This is a genomic window from Corynebacterium tuberculostearicum (assembly GCF_030229345.1).
Lineage (GTDB): Bacteria > Actinomycetota > Actinomycetes > Mycobacteriales > Mycobacteriaceae > Corynebacterium > Corynebacterium tuberculostearicum_G.
The window spans coordinates 300402-316873 of sequence record NZ_JASPGP010000001.1 but is presented as its reverse complement, the minus strand read 5'-3'; the positions used below and the strand labels follow the sequence as shown (position 1 = coordinate 316873).

Annotated in this window: 16 protein-coding genes; 4 read left to right on the top strand and 12 right to left on the bottom strand. The window is 58.0% G+C overall.

Annotated features, from left to right (window positions below):
• Positions 1 to 6: 6 nt before the first annotated feature.
• The 4 genes from miaB to QP884_RS01465 form a co-directional block, all read right to left on the bottom strand.
• Complete coding sequence (gene miaB / locus QP884_RS01480; RefSeq protein WP_284820327.1) at positions 7 to 1569, bottom strand: tRNA (N6-isopentenyl adenosine(37)-C2)-methylthiotransferase MiaB; 1563 nt, start codon at positions 1567 to 1569, stop codon at positions 7 to 9.
• A gap of 45 nt (positions 1570 to 1614) precedes the next feature.
• The gene (recX, locus tag QP884_RS01475) at positions 1615 to 2217 is read right to left on the bottom strand and encodes a recombination regulator RecX (RefSeq protein ID WP_284820325.1); all 603 of its coding nucleotides are present in this window, start codon (positions 2215 to 2217) and stop codon (positions 1615 to 1617) included.
• Between the two features lie 50 nt (positions 2218 to 2267).
• Positions 2268 to 3404 (bottom strand): recombinase RecA, encoded by a 1137-nt coding sequence (recA, locus tag QP884_RS01470; protein ID WP_005328639.1) that lies wholly within the window; start codon positions 3402 to 3404, stop codon positions 2268 to 2270.
• Between the two features lie 182 nt (positions 3405 to 3586).
• The gene (locus QP884_RS01465; protein ID WP_005325117.1) at positions 3587 to 3802 is read right to left on the bottom strand and encodes a DUF3046 domain-containing protein; all 216 of its coding nucleotides are present in this window, start codon (positions 3800 to 3802) and stop codon (positions 3587 to 3589) included.
• 163 nt (positions 3803 to 3965) lie between these two features.
• On the opposite strand from QP884_RS01465, the gene QP884_RS01460 reads away from it, so the two are divergent.
• From QP884_RS01460 to QP884_RS01450, 3 genes are read left to right on the top strand one after another with little or no spacing between them, the layout of a single operon-like run.
• A complete protein-coding gene (locus tag QP884_RS01460) occupies positions 3966 to 4529 on the top strand; it encodes a biotin transporter BioY (protein WP_284820324.1) in 564 nt (187 codons plus the stop codon).
• Positions 4529 to 5221, top strand: a complete 693-nt coding sequence (locus QP884_RS01455) for an energy-coupling factor ABC transporter ATP-binding protein (protein WP_284820322.1) — start codon at positions 4529 to 4531, stop codon at positions 5219 to 5221. The genes QP884_RS01460 and QP884_RS01455 overlap by 1 nt, the downstream gene beginning before the upstream one ends.
• An 11-nt stretch (positions 5222 to 5232) precedes the next feature.
• Positions 5233 to 5853 carry an energy-coupling factor transporter transmembrane component T family protein gene (locus QP884_RS01450; RefSeq protein WP_284820320.1) on the top strand — a complete coding sequence of 207 codons (621 nt, stop codon included), beginning with the start codon at positions 5233 to 5235 and terminating at the stop codon, positions 5851 to 5853.
• 79 nt (positions 5854 to 5932) lie between these two features.
• Here QP884_RS01450 and QP884_RS01445 read toward each other — a convergent pair whose 3' ends face one another.
• From QP884_RS01445 to pgsA, 4 genes are all read right to left on the bottom strand, one after another.
• Entirely contained in the window at positions 5933 to 6793 is an 861-nt protein-coding gene (locus QP884_RS01445; protein WP_250408363.1) for a PspA/IM30 family protein, read from the bottom strand.
• Positions 6794 to 6975: 182 nt separating this feature from the next.
• On the bottom strand, positions 6976 to 7338 hold the full coding sequence (locus QP884_RS01440; protein ID WP_005325127.1) for a helix-turn-helix domain-containing protein: 363 nt from the start codon (positions 7336 to 7338) through the stop codon (positions 6976 to 6978).
• 26 nt (positions 7339 to 7364) lie between these two features.
• On the bottom strand, positions 7365 to 7862 hold the full coding sequence (locus QP884_RS01435; RefSeq protein ID WP_284820318.1) for a CinA family protein: 498 nt from the start codon (positions 7860 to 7862) through the stop codon (positions 7365 to 7367).
• A gap of 7 nt (positions 7863 to 7869) precedes the next feature.
• The gene (gene pgsA, locus QP884_RS01430; protein WP_005325132.1) at positions 7870 to 8454 is read right to left on the bottom strand and encodes a CDP-diacylglycerol--glycerol-3-phosphate 3-phosphatidyltransferase; all 585 of its coding nucleotides are present in this window, start codon (positions 8452 to 8454) and stop codon (positions 7870 to 7872) included.
• A gap of 59 nt (positions 8455 to 8513) precedes the next feature.
• Here pgsA and QP884_RS01425 point away from each other — a divergent pair, with 59 nt between their 5' ends.
• Positions 8514 to 8801: a YciI family protein gene (locus QP884_RS01425; protein ID WP_284820316.1), complete on the top strand. Its 288-nt coding sequence runs from the start codon at positions 8514 to 8516 to the stop codon at positions 8799 to 8801.
• On the opposite strand, the gene QP884_RS01420 is transcribed toward QP884_RS01425, so the two are convergent.
• The 4 genes from QP884_RS01420 to QP884_RS01405 form a co-directional block, all read right to left on the bottom strand.
• On the bottom strand, positions 8798 to 9919 hold the full coding sequence (locus QP884_RS01420) for a TerC family protein (protein WP_284820315.1): 1122 nt from the start codon (positions 9917 to 9919) through the stop codon (positions 8798 to 8800). The genes QP884_RS01425 and QP884_RS01420 overlap by 4 nt on opposite strands.
• Positions 9920 to 10088: 169 nt before the next feature.
• Positions 10089 to 13415: a DNA translocase FtsK 4TM domain-containing protein gene (locus QP884_RS01415; protein ID WP_434736443.1), complete on the bottom strand. Its 3327-nt coding sequence runs from the start codon at positions 13413 to 13415 to the stop codon at positions 10089 to 10091.
• 217 nt (positions 13416 to 13632) lie between these two features.
• The gene (locus QP884_RS01410; RefSeq protein WP_284820312.1) at positions 13633 to 14268 is read right to left on the bottom strand and encodes a TIGR03085 family metal-binding protein; all 636 of its coding nucleotides are present in this window, start codon (positions 14266 to 14268) and stop codon (positions 13633 to 13635) included.
• A 58-nt stretch (positions 14269 to 14326) separates the two neighbouring features.
• Complete coding sequence (locus tag QP884_RS01405; RefSeq protein ID WP_284820310.1) at positions 14327 to 16471, bottom strand: ribonuclease J; 2145 nt, start codon at positions 16469 to 16471, stop codon at positions 14327 to 14329.
• Position 16472: the final 1 nt, after the last annotated feature.

Genomic DNA, 16472 nt, shown 5'->3' with positions numbered 1-16472 from the left:
CCCCTGCTAGCAACCGCAGGGATCGCCGGACTCGGCTGCCGCGGGCTTGCCAATCGACGGCAATCCCAAGCCGACACCAATAGGTGCCGTGGTAGGGGTTTCGCCGGCAGCAGACATATCGCCGGCCTTGGTGCGGGTGTGGGAGGTCACGGCGGCGTCGGCAAGCAAGAAGAAGGAGCCCGCACCAGTGACCTGGGTATGCACCACATCGCCCGGGCGAATCTCCGCCGAAATATCCGTGCCTTCCGAATCAACCGGGGTGAAATGCACTAGGCGGCCATCGCGGGCGCGGCCGGTCATGCGGTGGGTTTCATCGTTTTTGCGGCCGCCTTCGGCCTGCACCAAAAGCTCCACATCCGTGCCGATGAGCTTCTTGTTTTCCTCGGCCTGGATGCTATCTTGCAGGGCAACGAGACGCTCGAAACGATCCTGGACGACCTCCTTAGGAATCTGGTCCTCCATTTCCGCAGCCGGGGTTCCCGGACGCGGCGAATACTGGAAGGTAAAGGCCGAGGCAAAGCGAGCGCGGCGCACAAGCTCCATGGTGTCTTGGAAGTCTTCCTCGGTCTCGCCTGGGAAGCCCACGATGATATCGGTCGTGATTGCGGCGTGCGGAATTTTCTCCCGTACTTCGTCCAAAATCCGCAGGAACTTCTTAGTGCGGTAGGAACGGCGCATGTCCTTAAGGACCTTGTCGGAGCCGGACTGCAGCGGCATATGCAACTGCGGGCACACGGCAGGGGTCTCGGCCATGGCATCGATGACGTCGGAAGTAAACTCCGCCGGGTGCGGGGAGGTAAAACGCAGGCGCTCAAGGCCTTCGATCTTGCCTACCTCGCGCAAAAGCTTAGAAAAGGCGAAACGGTCGCGCGGCATATCGGGGTCGGCGAAATTGACGCCATAGGCATTGACGTTTTGTCCCAGCAAAGTTACCTCGGATACGCCCTGATCTACTAGGGCTTTGACCTCGGCCAAGATATCGCCGGGCCGGCGGTCCTCTTCCTTGCCGCGCAGGGAAGGAACAATGCAGAAGGTGCAGGTGTTATTGCAGCCTACAGAAACAGAAACCCAACCGGCATAGGCAGACTCACGCTTGGCCGGCAAGACGGACGGAAAAGCCTCGAGCGAATCAACGATTTCCACCTGTGCTTCATCGTTATGGCGGGCGCGCTCCAGCAGCGTCGGCAGGGCCGCCATATTGTGAGTGCCAAAGACAGCGTCAACCCACGGGGCATTATCTAGGACGGTGTCCTTGTCTTTCTGCGCCAAGCAACCACCCACGGCAATTTGCATGCCGGGATGATTTTCCTTTGTCTTCTTCAAGGCACCCAAGGTGCCGTAGAGCCGTTTATCGGCATTTTCGCGCACGGCGCAGGTATTAAAGACGATGAGATCTGGCTCCACGCCTTCGCCGGCGGCCGCGTAGCCGGCCTCCTCCAAGAGGCCAGAGATGCGCTCTGAATCGTGCACATTCATCTGGCAGCCGAAAGTTCGGACTTCATAAGTACGGTTATCTGCGATTGTCTGCTCCACGTCGGCATAGTTTAGCCATGAAGCTAGGCATCTCATAACTGCCGGACTTAGCCATTCCGGCGCTACCCTGCCTTGGCCGTATCAGTCCTCTGCGCGCAGTTCCGCGCACCGCGCGTCAAGGGCTGCGATTGCGATCTGTAGCGACATCCCTTCATTGAAGCCGCGGCGTGCCAGCACACCCACGATGCGGCGTAGGGCCTTGTCGCGCTCCTTGCGATCCTCCGGTACGGATTTAATGGAGCGAGCCTTCTTTTCCGCAAGGGCCTGTGCCATGGCTTCTTCATCGGCAGGGTCAATCTGCTCGAGCGCTTCAGCACGGTCGGCCTCGCTCACGTCCTTTTCCCGCAATTCCCTGTTGAGAACCGAGCTGGACTTGCCGCGCCGCTTATGTCGTTGGCGCACCCACTCGTGTGCAAAAGCGGTATCGTTCACCAGCCCCGCGTGGGCCAAATCATCCAGCACGTCCTCAACGACATCTGGCTCAAACTCGGCTTTGACTAGACGATCATGAAGCTCTTTCCGGGACCTAGAGCGCTGATCCAAAAGGCCCAGGGCACGAGAGCGGACTTTGGCCTTGGCCTCTTCTGCCTCTCGATCAAAAAGCCCGCCCCCTGCCGCTCCATTCTCATAGGCCTCGAGGGCCTGGCGGAGTTGGGCGAGCTTTTCGGGGGCGGGTTGATTCATGATGCAGATTCAAATGGTACGCGGACTGTATGGGGACGGGTTAGACGATTTTAGTCGTCATCAAAATCGACGTTTGGAACGAGATCAACGGACTCATCGGTCAATGGGTCATCGGCACCAGGAACGTCCATCGCAGCGCCCTCCTCGCCTTCGGCCGCAGCCTCGCCGATACCGAGCTTCTGGAAAATCTTCTGCTCGATTTCATTAGCCAGATCCGGGTTATCCTTCAGGAAATTACGCGCCTTCTCCTTACCCTGGCCCAGCTGGTCGCCTTCATAGGTAAACCAAGAGCCGGACTTGCGGATGAAGCCGTTTTCGACGCCAAGGTCAATGATGGAGGACTCGCGAGAGATGCCTTCGCCATACATGATGTCGAACTCAGCAATCTTAAATGGTGGAGAGACCTTGTTCTTTACCACCTTGAGCTTAGTGCGGTTACCGATGGCATCTTGGCCATCTTTCAAGGTCTGGATGCGGCGGATATCGCAGCGCACGGAAGAGTAGAACTTGAGCGCCTTACCACCGGTGGTGGTCTCTGGCGAGCCGAACATCACGCCAATCTTTTCGCGCAGCTGGTTAATGAAGATAGCGGTGGTACCGGAGTTGTACAGGGCACCGGTCATCTTGCGCAGCGCCTGCGACATCAGGCGGGCCTGGAGGCCGACGTGACTATCGCCCATCTCACCTTCAATTTCCGCCTTCGGGGTAAGGGCAGCTACGGAGTCAACGACGATGATGTCAATTGCGCCGGAGCGTACCAGCATATCGGCAATCTCCAAGGCCTGTTCGCCGGTATCTGGCTGGGAAACCAAGAGGTTATCGGTATCCACGCCAAGCAGGCGAGCATACTGCGGGTCGAGCGCGTGCTCGGCGTCAATAAACGCGGCAATGCCGCCGTCCTTTTGCGCGGATGCAATAGCGTGCAGCGCAACAGTGGTCTTACCGGAAGACTCCGGGCCATAAATCTCTACGATGCGCCCGCGCGGGAAACCGCCAATACCAAGAGCGACATCGATTGCGGTATTACCGGAAGAAATGGCCTTAATCGGTGGGCGGTTGTCATCGCCCAGGCGCATCACAGCGCCTTTGCCGTAATCCTTCTCAATCATGGCCATTGCGGCATCGAGGGCCTTTTGGCGGTCATCTCCCTTAGAGGCGGCAGAAGAAGACTTCTTTTTGGTTGCCATTAACTTTCATCCTTATCTTTAACGACGATGTACTAACGCATTATTAGACTGCCGTGGAACTCAAACGGTTCCCTCCGTCAACGCCATCCCACTGTAGACGACTGCATCGACACTTCCGCCATCTTACATACATCTGTTCGAATTTTGAAAGTAGACACGCCAGTCCGTCAAATTCGACGCCGCTATAAAGTAGGGTAATCGACCCCCAACCTGCGCTCCTTCGGTACATCAAAGTCATCGCACAGGCTCAGCCAGACGCGACGCGGATCGACGCCGCGTTCGATAAGCTCATCGGGCGTTGCCCCGAGGTCGGGCAAGACATGGGAGTGGCTAATCCACTTTCCCTTAGACTCGCCAAATTCATCCACAATGAGCTGGTGATACTCGGTCAATCGCATGCGCGCCATCCTACTCAGCACTAAAGCACGGACGCCAGCAGGCCGGAGAACGTCAATTGGGGGCCCGCCGCTATCTCTCTGGCTTAGCATTGTCAGCCTCAAATGAACACCGTTCAAAACCCTCAATTGTCTGCAGTTTTCATGCAGTGCTAACCTCTTGAGCATGAAAAAGAACTCTCTGGCAACCACCATTGCCTATGTTGCCGTGTTTACCGCTCTCGTCATCGTCCTTGCCTTCGTGTCCATTCCCATCGGTTCGGCCGGCGTGCCCATCGTGCTGCAAAACGCAGCACTGATCCTCGCCGGCCTTATTTTGGGCAGCAAGCGCGGCGGATACGTGGGGCTCCTCTTTTTGTTCCTGGGCCTTGCCCTCCCAGTTCTGGCAGGTGGCGGAACCACGCTGCGCGCGCTGGCAGGCCCAACCGCGGGCTACATCATCGGCTATGTTCTCTCGCCAGCGGTTGCAGGCGCAATTGCCTACCGCTCCCCTAAGAACAAGGGCGGCATGGCGGTCATGCTTGCCATCGCTGCCGTTGCCGGCCTTGCCGTCCAATACATCTGCGGCGCCTTTGGTCTCATGATCCGCTCCGGCTTGGAAATTGGTCCAGCCTTCGCCGCCCAATTGCCCTTCATCCCTGTCGATGCCGGAAAGCTTGTCGTCGCCGTCATCATCGCTCTCGGTGTTCACGCGGCCTTCCCCGATCTGATGGGACGAAAGGCCGCCTAGTGCCCACGATCGAATTTTCCTCAGTCTCGGTGGCTTTTGATGACACCGTGGTACTCGAGGACATCAACCTCACCCTCACCGAACAACGCATTGGCATTATCGGCCAGAACGGTGGCGGAAAATCCACCTTGACCAGGCTCATTAATGGGTTGGGCGAGCCTAGTGAAGGTACGGTGACGGTGGACCAGATGGACGTCGCCAAGCAGGGCAAAAAGGTGCGCGAAAAGGTGGGGTTTGTCTTTTCGGATGCCGAAAACCAAATTGTCATGCCCAATGTGCGCGATGACGTCGCCTTTTCGCTCCGCCGCTTTAAGCTGCCCAAACACGAGCGCCTCGCCCGCGTGGATGCTACCCTCAAGCGCTTCGGACTCGCCGAATTTGCTGAACGCTCACCGCATACGCTCTCCGGCGGACAAAAGCAGCTCCTCGCACTGGCAGCGGTCATGGTCATCGACCCGATTCTCATCATCGCTGATGAGCCCACTACCCTGCTAGATCTGCGCAACCGCGATCGAATCAAAAGAGAATTCGCGCGATTGGAACAGCAACTGATTGTGGTGACGCACGATCTAGACTTTCTAAGCGATTTTGATCGGGTCATTTGCATCGATGACCACCACATCGCCGCGGATGGCCGGCCGGCGGAGGTCATAGATTTTTACCAAGACCTCATGGCCCAGCGGCCGCTGTAGGGAGAATTGTCATGCAACGACGCACGAATCTCCCACTTTCCGTCTATGTTGATGGCACCAGCTTTGTTCATCGCATCAAGCCTAGTTGGAAGATCGCATTCCTCTTAGTCTTTATCCTGGTCACCAGCATCTTTTTCAAGTCCATTCCGTGGGCAGCAGGCGGCGTCATTTTTGTCGTCTTTCTCTATGCTTGCGCCCGGATTCCACTGGGCATTGCGTGGAGTCAGATCCGGCCGCCTCTCCTTTTCCTAGTCCCCTTGGCAGGCTTTCAATGGTGGGCAAAGGACTTCGACTATGCGGCGGTGATGTTCCTCAATGTCTTTGCCGCTATGATGGCCGCCTTCTTGCTCACGCTGACCTCCACGGTCGATGAGATTATGGAGTCGCTGGAAGAGTCGCTACAGCCCCTAAAGCGACTCGGAATACCGGTAGAAAACATCAGCTTGGCTATGTCACTGACTATTCGTCTCATCCCGTTGATGTTTGAAACCGTCTATGAAGTCCTAGATGCCCGCAAAGCGCGCGGTGCCGGGATGTCCCCGCTCGCATTTGGCACCCCGGTTATCATTCGCTCCATCCGGCGAGCACGCGCCACGGGTGAGGCTTTGCAGGCCCGCGGCGTCGGCGACTAGCAGCAATAGTTATCGCCTCCCACGCACCACCACATGATGGCCGAGGGAGGCGATAATTATTTAAAAGACTGTCGGGGGTTTACTCCCCACGCAGCTCACGCAGCCGGGCCTGCACAGCATCGTTGTTGGCACTGCCTGGCTGAGCAGCGTTGTCGGCAGCAGAGCCGGACGCTTTATTGCCCTCAATGGCCTGAGCCTTATTCCCTTCCACGGACTTAGAAGAGTTCATTTCGCTGCGAATCTGCTCCAAACGGGAATGACCGGCCATCTGAATACCAGCTTGTTGTACCTCGGCCATGCGGTTTTCCACGGAGTTCTCAGCCAGCTCAGCCTGGCCGAGTGCCTTGGAGTAACGGCGCTCAATCTTATCGCGCACAGCATCCAGAGACGGCGTATTGCCATTGGCGCTCAACTCGTTCATGGAGTTCAAAGACTCGGAAACCTTTTCCTGCATCTTTGCCTGCTCGAGCTGGGAAAGCAGCTTGGAGCGCTCATTGACCTTTTCACGCAGCGCGGCATTGTTGCGCTGAACCGCATTCTTGGCCTTTTCTGCCTGCTGCAGTGCTTGGTCGTGCAGCTTCTTGGTATCTTCCACGGACTCCTCAGCCGTAACCAGCTGGGCAGCGAAGGCCTCTGCCGCGTTCTCGTACTCCACGGCCTTATTTTCATCGCCCTTGGCACGGGCCTGATCAGCCAATTCCAGAGCCTGGCGAGCATTGCCCTGCAGCTTTTCTACTTCTGCCAAACGGCGGTTAAGCTGCATTTCCAACTGGCGCTGGTTACCAATCACGGCGGCCGCCTGCTGAGACAGCTCCTGGTGCTGGCGCTGAGCATCTTCAATAGCCTGCTCGATCTGCACCTTCGGATCGGCGTTTTCCTCGATCTTATTATCGAAGAGAGCCATCAGGTACTTCCAGCCCTTAACAAATGGGTTCGCCATGGTGTGCTTCAACCTTTCTAGGTTAAAAATGTGCGTAATGTTCTGCTGCTTATACTAGCGAAGCGCTGTTTCCACCGCTTGCACTCCCCGCGGTCGCGGGCGCTTGCCGACGCCCCCATAACCACCACAGCCGACCTTCCTCGCAAGAGAGTAGGCCGGCTGTTGACATAGACCGCTATGGGCTAAAGCTCTGATGCGGCAGGTGCCGTATGGGCAAGCTCCTCATCCATGGAGGGCAGGGCCATGTAACCGGCGGCTTCAATCAGTACATCAGAGACCGAGCAATCCAGCGCGTGGCACACAGACGCAAGAAGCTCAGAGGAGACCTCCTTGCGGCCGCGTTCGAGCTCTGAAAGGTAACCCGGCGATACGCGGGCCACCCCGGCCAATTCGCGCAGGGTCACTCCTTTGTCCGCGCGGAAGGCGCGCAGCGTCAACCCAAGAGCCTCACGCAAAAGCGGCTCAGGGGTACGAGCAGTGGCGGGCGCCGCTGGTGCAACAGCGCCGTTTACCGGGTGTTCGAGGACAGCAGTAGAAGTGTTCATCACTATGGTCAACGCTCCTTGTCTCGTTATTGTTCCCGCGGTGCCGGATTTTCTTCCAAAGTTGAGCACAGTAGACGCAGGGCGGCTGCGACCGTGGCCTCTCTGATTTCGTTGCGCTCCTTGCCTAATCCGGATAGCAACTGGGAGAATGCCACTCTGTCAGGAGAATAGATGCCGATATATACGGTGCCCGCCGGCTTGCCTTCTTGTAGGTCTGGTCCTGCCACTCCGGTAAGGCCTATCCCCCAGTCCGCGGCGGTTTCTGCCACCGCCGCGCGGGCCATTGCAAGGGCAGTCTGCCCAGAAACCACACCGGCTGCTTCGATATCGGCTACCGATTGATGCAAAAAGTGGGATTTCACATCGGTGGCATATGTTACAAGCCCTCCGCGCAACACAGCCGAAGCTCCAGGGACAGAAGCCACCGTGGCGCTGGCCAGCCCAGCAGTAAGCGACTCACAAAAGGACAAAGTTTCGCCGCGCTCGGTGAGTTCAGATACGAGGCGGGACGCCGTGACGTTCATGGACTGCCTAGCTATTCTGCTTCTTACCGTCGATGAGGTACTGGACGCCGGTAACCACGGTCACCACTGCGGCCAAAAGCATCACTAGGAAGGTAGGTACGTTCATCCACTCCGGCAACGGCCACAGATACAGCCCGACTGCCAAGGATTGCAATACAGTCTTCAGCTTGCCGCCCTTCGAAGCAGGTACCACCTTGCCGCGGCGCAACAAAACCATACGCCAGATGGTGATACCAAACTCTCGGATGAGAATGACCACGGTAATCCACACCGGCAGTACCCCAATGATGTTGAGGCATACCAGTGCGGTAGTCATAAGCGCTTTATCCGCGATGGGATCAGCAATCTTGCCAAAATTGGTGATAAGGCCACGGGCACGTGCGATGTCCCCGTCGAGCTTATCTGTGAGCATTAAGGCCGCGAATAGGCCAAAAGCCCACCATTCATGGCCGGCAATAACTAGCCATGCGAAAACCGGAATGAAAAGAATGCGCAGGCTGGTGAGAATATTTGGCAGGTTCCAATTGGATACCTGTGGATTCACATCCGAGGATTGCGCTGACTGTGTTCCGGGTTGATTCACGTTATACATACTACCTGTTAGCACCAAGCACCTGCGCTTGGATGCCCCTGCATTTTAAAATGCGAAGCATGAAGTATTTTGCTGTTAGCTACGACTACAACCCCAAAAATCCTGAGATTGCTAAGGCACGCCCCGCGCACCGCGAGTTTACCGCGCAACTTTTTGAGGAGGGCACCATCATTGCCACAGGCCCCTTGACGGATTCCAAGGGCGGCGCACTCATCATCGTGGGGCTTGCCGACGACGCCGTGGTCGCCGACGCCATCGCCCTCATGGACAACGACCCCTTCTACCAGGCGGGCTGCATCACCGGCCGCAGCTTCCGCGAGTGGAATCCCGTAAACGCCCGCTTCTAGTGTGGTAGCTCTTCCTTGGGCAGGTCTTTGGCCTTGCCCAAGAATTCGCCCTTCTTGTTGCGGACGATCTTATTGCCTTCCTCGTCCCAGTCGAAGTGATTGTGCGATACCGGCACTCCGCCTTGGTTCTCATCGCGCTTGTTTTTGATAATCGAGGCGATAACCGTGATAACCAGTACGCCCACGATCACGATAAGTGAGGTGATGGTGGAAAATTCTGGAATGGAATCCACGTTCTCGCCGCCGTTTACAAACGGCAAGTTATTCTCATGCAGCGCATGGAACATGAGCTTTACACCGATGAAGCCCAAGATGATGCCCAAACCATAGGGCAGGTACACCAAGCGATCCAGTAGGCCATCCAGCAGGAAGTACATCTGGCGCAATCCCATGAGGGAGAAAGCATTCGTGGTAAAGACCAAGAACGCTTCTGACGTAATGCCGTAGATGGCCGGAATGGAGTCGAAGGCAAACATCACGTCGATAAGGCCAATAGACACCAAGGCTATAAATAGCGGGGTGAACGCGAATTTCCGCTTGCCCGAAGAATCTTCCACGCGGTGCGTGAGCCTATCGCCGTGGTAGCGCGGGGTAACGTGGACTACCTTGCGAATCAGCTTGATGATGCCCATGTCATTGGGATCGGTTTCGGGGGCGTCCCGAATCTCATCAACGATGAGCTTAATAGCCGTGTAGATGAGGAATATCGCGAACAGGTAGAAGATATCGGACCATGCCGCGATGACCGCAGCACCCAAAAGGATAAACACTAGGCGGCATGCCAAGGCGATGACGATACCGATGAGCAATACCTTTTGCTGGTACTTACGCGGGATCTTGAAGGCGCCCATGATAAGCGCGAAAACAAAGAGGTTATCTACGGATAGCGCCTTCTCTGTCACGTAACCCGTGAGGTATTGAATGCCGTGCTCGTGATCCCAAACGGCCCACACACCGGCACCAAAAAGTAAAGCGACACCGACGTAGAATAGGGTCCAGAACCCGGATTCCTTCAGCGTCGGCTCGTGCGGGGTGCGCACGTGGGAGTAGAAATCAAAAACAAAGAATCCAAGAATGACGACGATAGAAATCGCCCAGATCCACAATGGCACATGCATTGGTACATCCCTCCGGTCGAAGATACAACAAATTGACCGGAGGTCTCCCCCGCCCGGCGAACTAAATTCCGCTGGGCCGGCACGACCGGGAGCGTAATGCTACCGTGCTGACGATCGATGCCGAAGAATGGGGTACTCCCCTCCAAGACCCGTCCAACCTTACACGATCTTAGAAGGCGCCTGCCGAAGGGTTATACGTCGCCTGAACGGTACGGGTGTCGCCGGCATCGCCCTGCGGGGAGGAATCGACGCCTGCGGAAGAATCGGCGTCGGAAGTAGCGGCAGCTTCCTCCTGCTCCTGCTGCTGCATCTCCTCCTGAATCTCCTTCGGGGCTTCGGCAGGATCGGCGCCCTTAATCATCCAGATGATGGTATCGAGCTCTTCCGGCTTCACTAGGACCTCGCGGGCCTTGGAGCCCTCGGACGGTCCGACGACGCCACGAGATTCCATCAGGTCCATGAGACGACCGGCTTTGGCAAAACCGATGCGCAGCTTGCGCTGCAGCATCGAGGTCGAGCCCAACTGGGCGGTGACCACCAACTCGACGGCTTCGAGGAGGTCGTCCATGTCCTTGCCAATTTCCTCATCGATTTCCTGCTTGGCCTCGGATTGCTTCTCTTCAGTCACGCCCTCGGTGTAGTTCGGCGCGGCCTGCGACTTGGCGGCATCGACAACCGCCATGACTTCATCATCCGAGACGAATGCGCCCTGCATACGCACAGGACGCTTGCCCTGCGGAATGAAGAGGCCATCGCCCATACCAATGAGCTTTTCAGCGCCACCCTGGTCCAAGATAACGCGAGAGTCCGTCAGTGAGGACGTCGCGAAGGCCAAGCGTGAAGGCACGTTGGTCTTAATCAGACCGGTCACCACGTCAACGGACGGGCGCTGGGTTGCCAGGACCAGGTGAATTCCGGCGGCACGCGCCTTCTGAGTGATGCGGACGATGGAGTCCTCAATCTCCTTTGGCGCAGTCATCATCAGGTCAGCCAGCTCGTCGACGACACAGACGATGTACGGGTACGGGCGTACCTCGCGCTCGGAGCCTGCCGGTGCTTGGTATTCGCCGGAGACCACCTTGCGGTTATAGTCCTCAATCTTGCGCACGCGAGCAGCCTTCATATCCATGTAGCGCTGCTCCATCTCTTCCACCAGCCACTGCAGGGCTGCTGCGGCCTTCTTCGGCTGGGTAATGATGGGCGTGATCAAGTGCGGAATGCCCTCGTACGGGGTAAGTTCCACCATCTTCGGGTCCACCAGGATGAGGCGAACCTGCTCAGGGGTGGCTCGGGTTAGCAGCGAGACCAACATGGAGTTGACGAAAGCGGACTTACCGGAACCGGTAGCACCGGCGACCAGCAAGTGCGGCATCTTTTGTACCGAGAACGAGGTGTATTCGCCTTCGATGTCCTTACCCAAACCGATGAGCATGGGATCCGACGAGCTGATCATGCTCGGCGCATCAAGCACCTCGCGCAGGTGCACCATCTCGCGGTCCGGGTTCGGGACCTCAATGCCGACGGCCGACTTGCCCGGGATAGGCGTGAGCAAACGTAGATTATCCGTGGCCACGGCGTAGGCCAGATTGGACTGCAGGTTCGTAATCTTCGATACCTTGACGCCTGGTCCCAGCTCGATTTCATAACGAGTCACTGTTGGGCCACGGCTAAAGCCGGTTACCTGGGCATCGACCTTGAACTCTTCGAAGACATCGGTGATGGCCTCAATGATGCGGTCATTAATCTCCGTGCGCTCCTTTGCTGGAGTACCCGGGGTCAGCAGGTCCGTGGTGGGAACCGCGTAATTCTCATTGCCAAACTGCGCGGACGGCGCAGGAGCGGCAGAAGTTCCCGTTTCCCTTGCGGCCTCGGCCGCAGGCTCGGTGGAGTCCACCTGTGCGCCGGTCGTAGCGTCGCGTCCGGAGCGCTCGCGGAAGAGTTGGCGGGCCTTCTCGTGCGCGGACGAGACCGCATCAGCGCCTCCTTCCATCGCAGATCCAGCAGCGCCTGCAGCTGCACCGGCTGCTGCAGCGCCAGCGGCACCGGCAGCACCCGCAGCAGCAGTCTTTGCTGCGCCACTTGCAGCTCCCGCAGCACCCGCGGCGCCCGCAGCCGCACCAGCGGCTGAGCCAATGGCGGTACCGGCGGCGGTGCCAGCATCGGCACCCGCTGCCGTAGCCGAGCGAGTAGAAGGGGAAGCGGGACGTTGACCAGTAGTGCCCAGCACTCGGGTCGGTTCCGGATCCCCGGAAGCCGGTTGTTCCGGCGACGACGCAGCGGCGTCGTCTACCACCGGAATCTCATCGGTATCGCCGATGTCACGAGAGACCTGCTTCTCGGCCGCGTTAGACACGGACTGGAACCCGCCTCGCGTTGGTGCACTAAAGGCGCGGGTGACATGTTCCTCCTCTGCTGCAGCAGGGGAATCCACCGGGTAAGAAGAACCACGCGGGGCGGGGTCTTCAGTGGGGCGTCGGAAAGCGCGCAGGCTTCCACCGCGCTCAGAGGAACGACGCTTGGCCACAGGTCGTGCTGGGCGCTCGCTGCGCTCGCGACCTTCCGCGATGTCATCAATATCGCCAGTTACATGGCCGTAGAGGTCATCGCCCTCTTCGTCGTAATAGTCTTCATCCGTACCACCAAAGCGGGAGAAGGCCGCAGCAATGGCATCAGCCACCAACTCATAGGCCTCGCGGATAGTAATGCCGGTGACTAACAAGGCGCCGTAAATAATGACGAGGAAAAGCAACGGCACTGCGACGAAAGAGGTAAAGGCCGTCTCCAGAAGGCCGCCGATAGCGTAGCCGATTACACCGCCAGCACCACCGGCGCTGTCCGGGGTAAAGCCAAGCTCAGGGGTGCCAGCAAAGATGTGGATCAAGCTGAGCATGGCAAGGACGATGATGCTGATACCGCCCACAATGCGCGGCTTAAAGTGCCCCGCTGGGCCGGAGATATCCATCATCAAGGAAATGGCCAAGGCCACCAGTGCCACCGGCAGCACCCAAGCGCCTGCACCAATGACATAGCGGACGATATTGCCCACCCAGGCGCCTACCTGGCCGGCAACCCCAAACCAGACGGTAGCCGCAAGCACGATGGCGATGCCGATTAAAACGAGTGCCACCGCATCAGGATTCTTCACCTGAATACCGCGTGATTCTTCCTCGCTTGCTTCCATCGTAGAAAGCTCTTCTTCCGCGGCTACATCGCGCGCCCGAGTAACCTTGCTCTTCTTCTTTTTCTCCCCGCGTGCAGAAATTTCTTCCGGCTCCCTCGTCGTCTCGTACTCCTCGGTGTCATATACGTCTTCGCTGGGCTTGAGCCCCGCCACGCCATGGCTTACGCCCCGCGCCATATTTCCCATGCCGCGGGCCGTAGCGCCAAAGGCAACGCCCAAGCCCTTGCCGACGGCCCGGAACGCACTGCCCGTACGCTCCTGCGAGGTCGCCGCCGCGCGCCGATGCGAAGACGTCATAGCCAAGGTTTCCGGCATGCCAGCACCGGACCGGCTGCGGCCCGACGGCCGTGAACGATTCGACTTTCGGCGCGTTCCGCGCGAAGAGGCATTTTTGACAGACATGCCTCTACCTTAACCGCGCCACCCCATAAATCACATTAGCCACACGCGTTTCCCTAACACCCGGGCCCACAATCTCACGGCGTGCGCATCGCACGCACCCCAAAGCTAAGAAACTGCGATTAAATCAAGATTAGAGAATTGACTTTACGATGGCTTCGGCCTCACCTTCAATCTTGACTTCAGCAGCATCACGCCCGAAGGACCAGAGGATGAGCTCGCCTACCTCGCCCGAAACGCGGACCACGGCATCGCCCATATCCGCCACGCCATGCGTATCTGCAGCAACGATTCGCGGCAATCCTTCCGGCTGCAGAATCACCGGACGTTCAGATTTGCGCAGGGCCACCTTAGCCAAGGGCTTTAGGTAGCTATGCATCTGCTGCTTGATGTGTGCCGAAAAGTCGCGTGGGCCCATGCCATTTGCGCGGCGAATATCCTCGTGGTGAACAAAGTGCTCCACAAAGTTTTGCTGTGCATCCACGAACCGAACCGGGTTATAGGCAGCAGGCCCCCTCCCCCAGTCATCAACCAGATCATCAAAGTCGCGCTCGGCCACCTTGCGTGATTCCTTTTCCAGCCGGCCGGACAGTGCGTTGACGAAGATGCCGGCGGCGGCATCGGGGCGGTTTTCCCTCACCCACAAATGCACGGCTAAGTCGCGGGTTGTCCAGCCCTCGCACAAGGTAGGTGCATCGGGACCAAGCTTATGAAATAGCGCTACCATCTTGGCGCGCTCAGCAGAAGAAAACGACATAAGCCCCAGCATACCGAGCTAACTGGCATGCTGGGGCTGTGTCTTACTTAGCGCGAGGAACCCGTATTACTTACAGGGACTCACGTGAAGCGTCGACGTCTTCTTCATCGGTAACCAAAGGGCCGGAGTTGGTCGGCACGATGGTCGGAAGAATAACCGGCTCGCGCTTGTACTTGGAATCCATGAGCTTGGATACCTTGCGGCGCAACTTTTGCACCATGCGGTAAGTATCGTTCTCGCCTTCAGCGGCAAGATCGTTCATGGTGTTTTCCACCATCTCCGCAACCTCCGGCACGATGCCGCGGTCATCATCGGAGAAACCTGTGGTAGATACCGTTGGGTGCTCCAGCAGGCGCGAGGTGCGGTTATCAATCACACAGGTGATAGAAACCACGCCGCCGGTACCCAGGTTGGTGCGATCAGCCAAGGTATCGGCATCCACATCGCCCATGGACACGCCGTCGACGTACAGGTTACCCACCTGCATCTGGCCTACGACCTCGGCGCGGCCCTTGCGCAGGTCCACGACGACGCCGTTTTGTGCCAGCACCGTACGGTCGCGGTCCACACCGGTGGAGATAGCCAGTTCCTTATTGGCGCGCAGGTGGCGCCACTCGCCGTGCACCGGCATAGCGTTGCGCGGGCGCGCTGCGTTGTACAGGAAGAGGAGCTCGCCAGCGTAACCGTGACCGGAAGCGTGCACCTTTACGTCCTGGTTAGTAATGACGTTGGCACCGATCTGGGACAGCATGTTGATGACGCCGTAGACGGCCTCCTCGTTGCCCGGAATGAGCGAGGAAGAGAAGATGATGGTATCGCCATCGCGGACAGTAATCTGGCGGTGCTCACGGCGAGCCATACGCGACAAAGCAGCCATTGGCTCACCCTGCGTACCGGTGGTAATCAGCATGGTCTTATGCGGAGCCATCTTGGCGGCCTCATCGATGGGGATGATGGTGCCGCGTGGAACCTTCAAGAAGCCCATCTTCTCTGCGATTTCCATGTTGCGCATCATCGAACGGCCGTTGAAGGCCACCTTGCGGCCGTTGGCCACGGCAGCGTCAATAGCGGCCTGGACGCGGTAAACGTTGGAGGCGAAGGAAGCTAAGATAACGCGCTGCTTAGCGCCGGCAACGAGACGCTTGAAGTTGGCAGGAATATCACCCTCAGATGCCGAAACACCTGGGACCGTGGCGTTGGTGGAATCACACAGCATGAGGTCAACGCCCTCATCGCCATAGCGGGACAAGGCTGGGAGGTCCGTTGGACGGTTATCCAGCGGGGTCTGGTCCAGCTTGATGTCACCAGTGTGGATGATATTGCCAGCTGGGGTGCCCAGCATGATGCCCAAAGCATCCGGTACGGAGTGGTTGACTGCCCAGAAGCGTACGCGGAACGGACCGTAGGTTACGTCGGACTTTTCATTAACCTCGACGAACTTCGGCTTCTGGCGGTGCTCCTTACACTTTGCAGCAATAAGCGCGATGGTGAAGCGGGAAGCAACGATGGGGATATCCGGACGCAGCTTGAGCAGCCACGGGATAGCACCGATGTGGTCCTCGTGCGCGTGGGTAACGACGAGGGCCTTGACCTTGTGGATCTTCTTCTCAATCGGGCCAAAGTCAGGCAGGATGAGGTCCACGCCTGGCTCACCAGAGGATGGGAAGAGCACACCACAGTCGATGATGATGAGGTCATCACCGTACTCGAAGACGGTCATATTACGGCCGATCTCCGAAATACCGCCCAGAGCGTAAATACGCAGGGCATCCTTCGGCTGCTTCGGTGGCTCCGGCAGGCGCTTGGTCAGATCCGCACCCTGCATAGACTTGGGCACGTTGCGGCGGCCACGGTTATTGCGGCCGCGGCCCTTACCGTTGCCGTTCTTTCCGTTGCCGTTGCCGTTCTTGCCGCCGTGGTTATTGTTTCCACCGTGGTTATTGCTATTGCCGTTTCCACCACGGCCACGGCCGCGGCTGCCACGGGAACGGGAGCGACGGTTGTTGCCGCCACCTTCGTTGTGATTGTCGGAAGAATTCTTCTTGCCAGAATTATCCTTGTCGCCCTTAGCGGAATTATCCTGCGCGGAATTGCCCGCATCAGTTGCTGGGGCTTGGAAAACTGGCGAAGCCGCCTCGTTGGAGGCGGTTTCGTTTTCCGCCGGTGGGCCCGCCTTGCGGGTCACCTTGCGGGAACGGTTACGGGGTTCATTCATT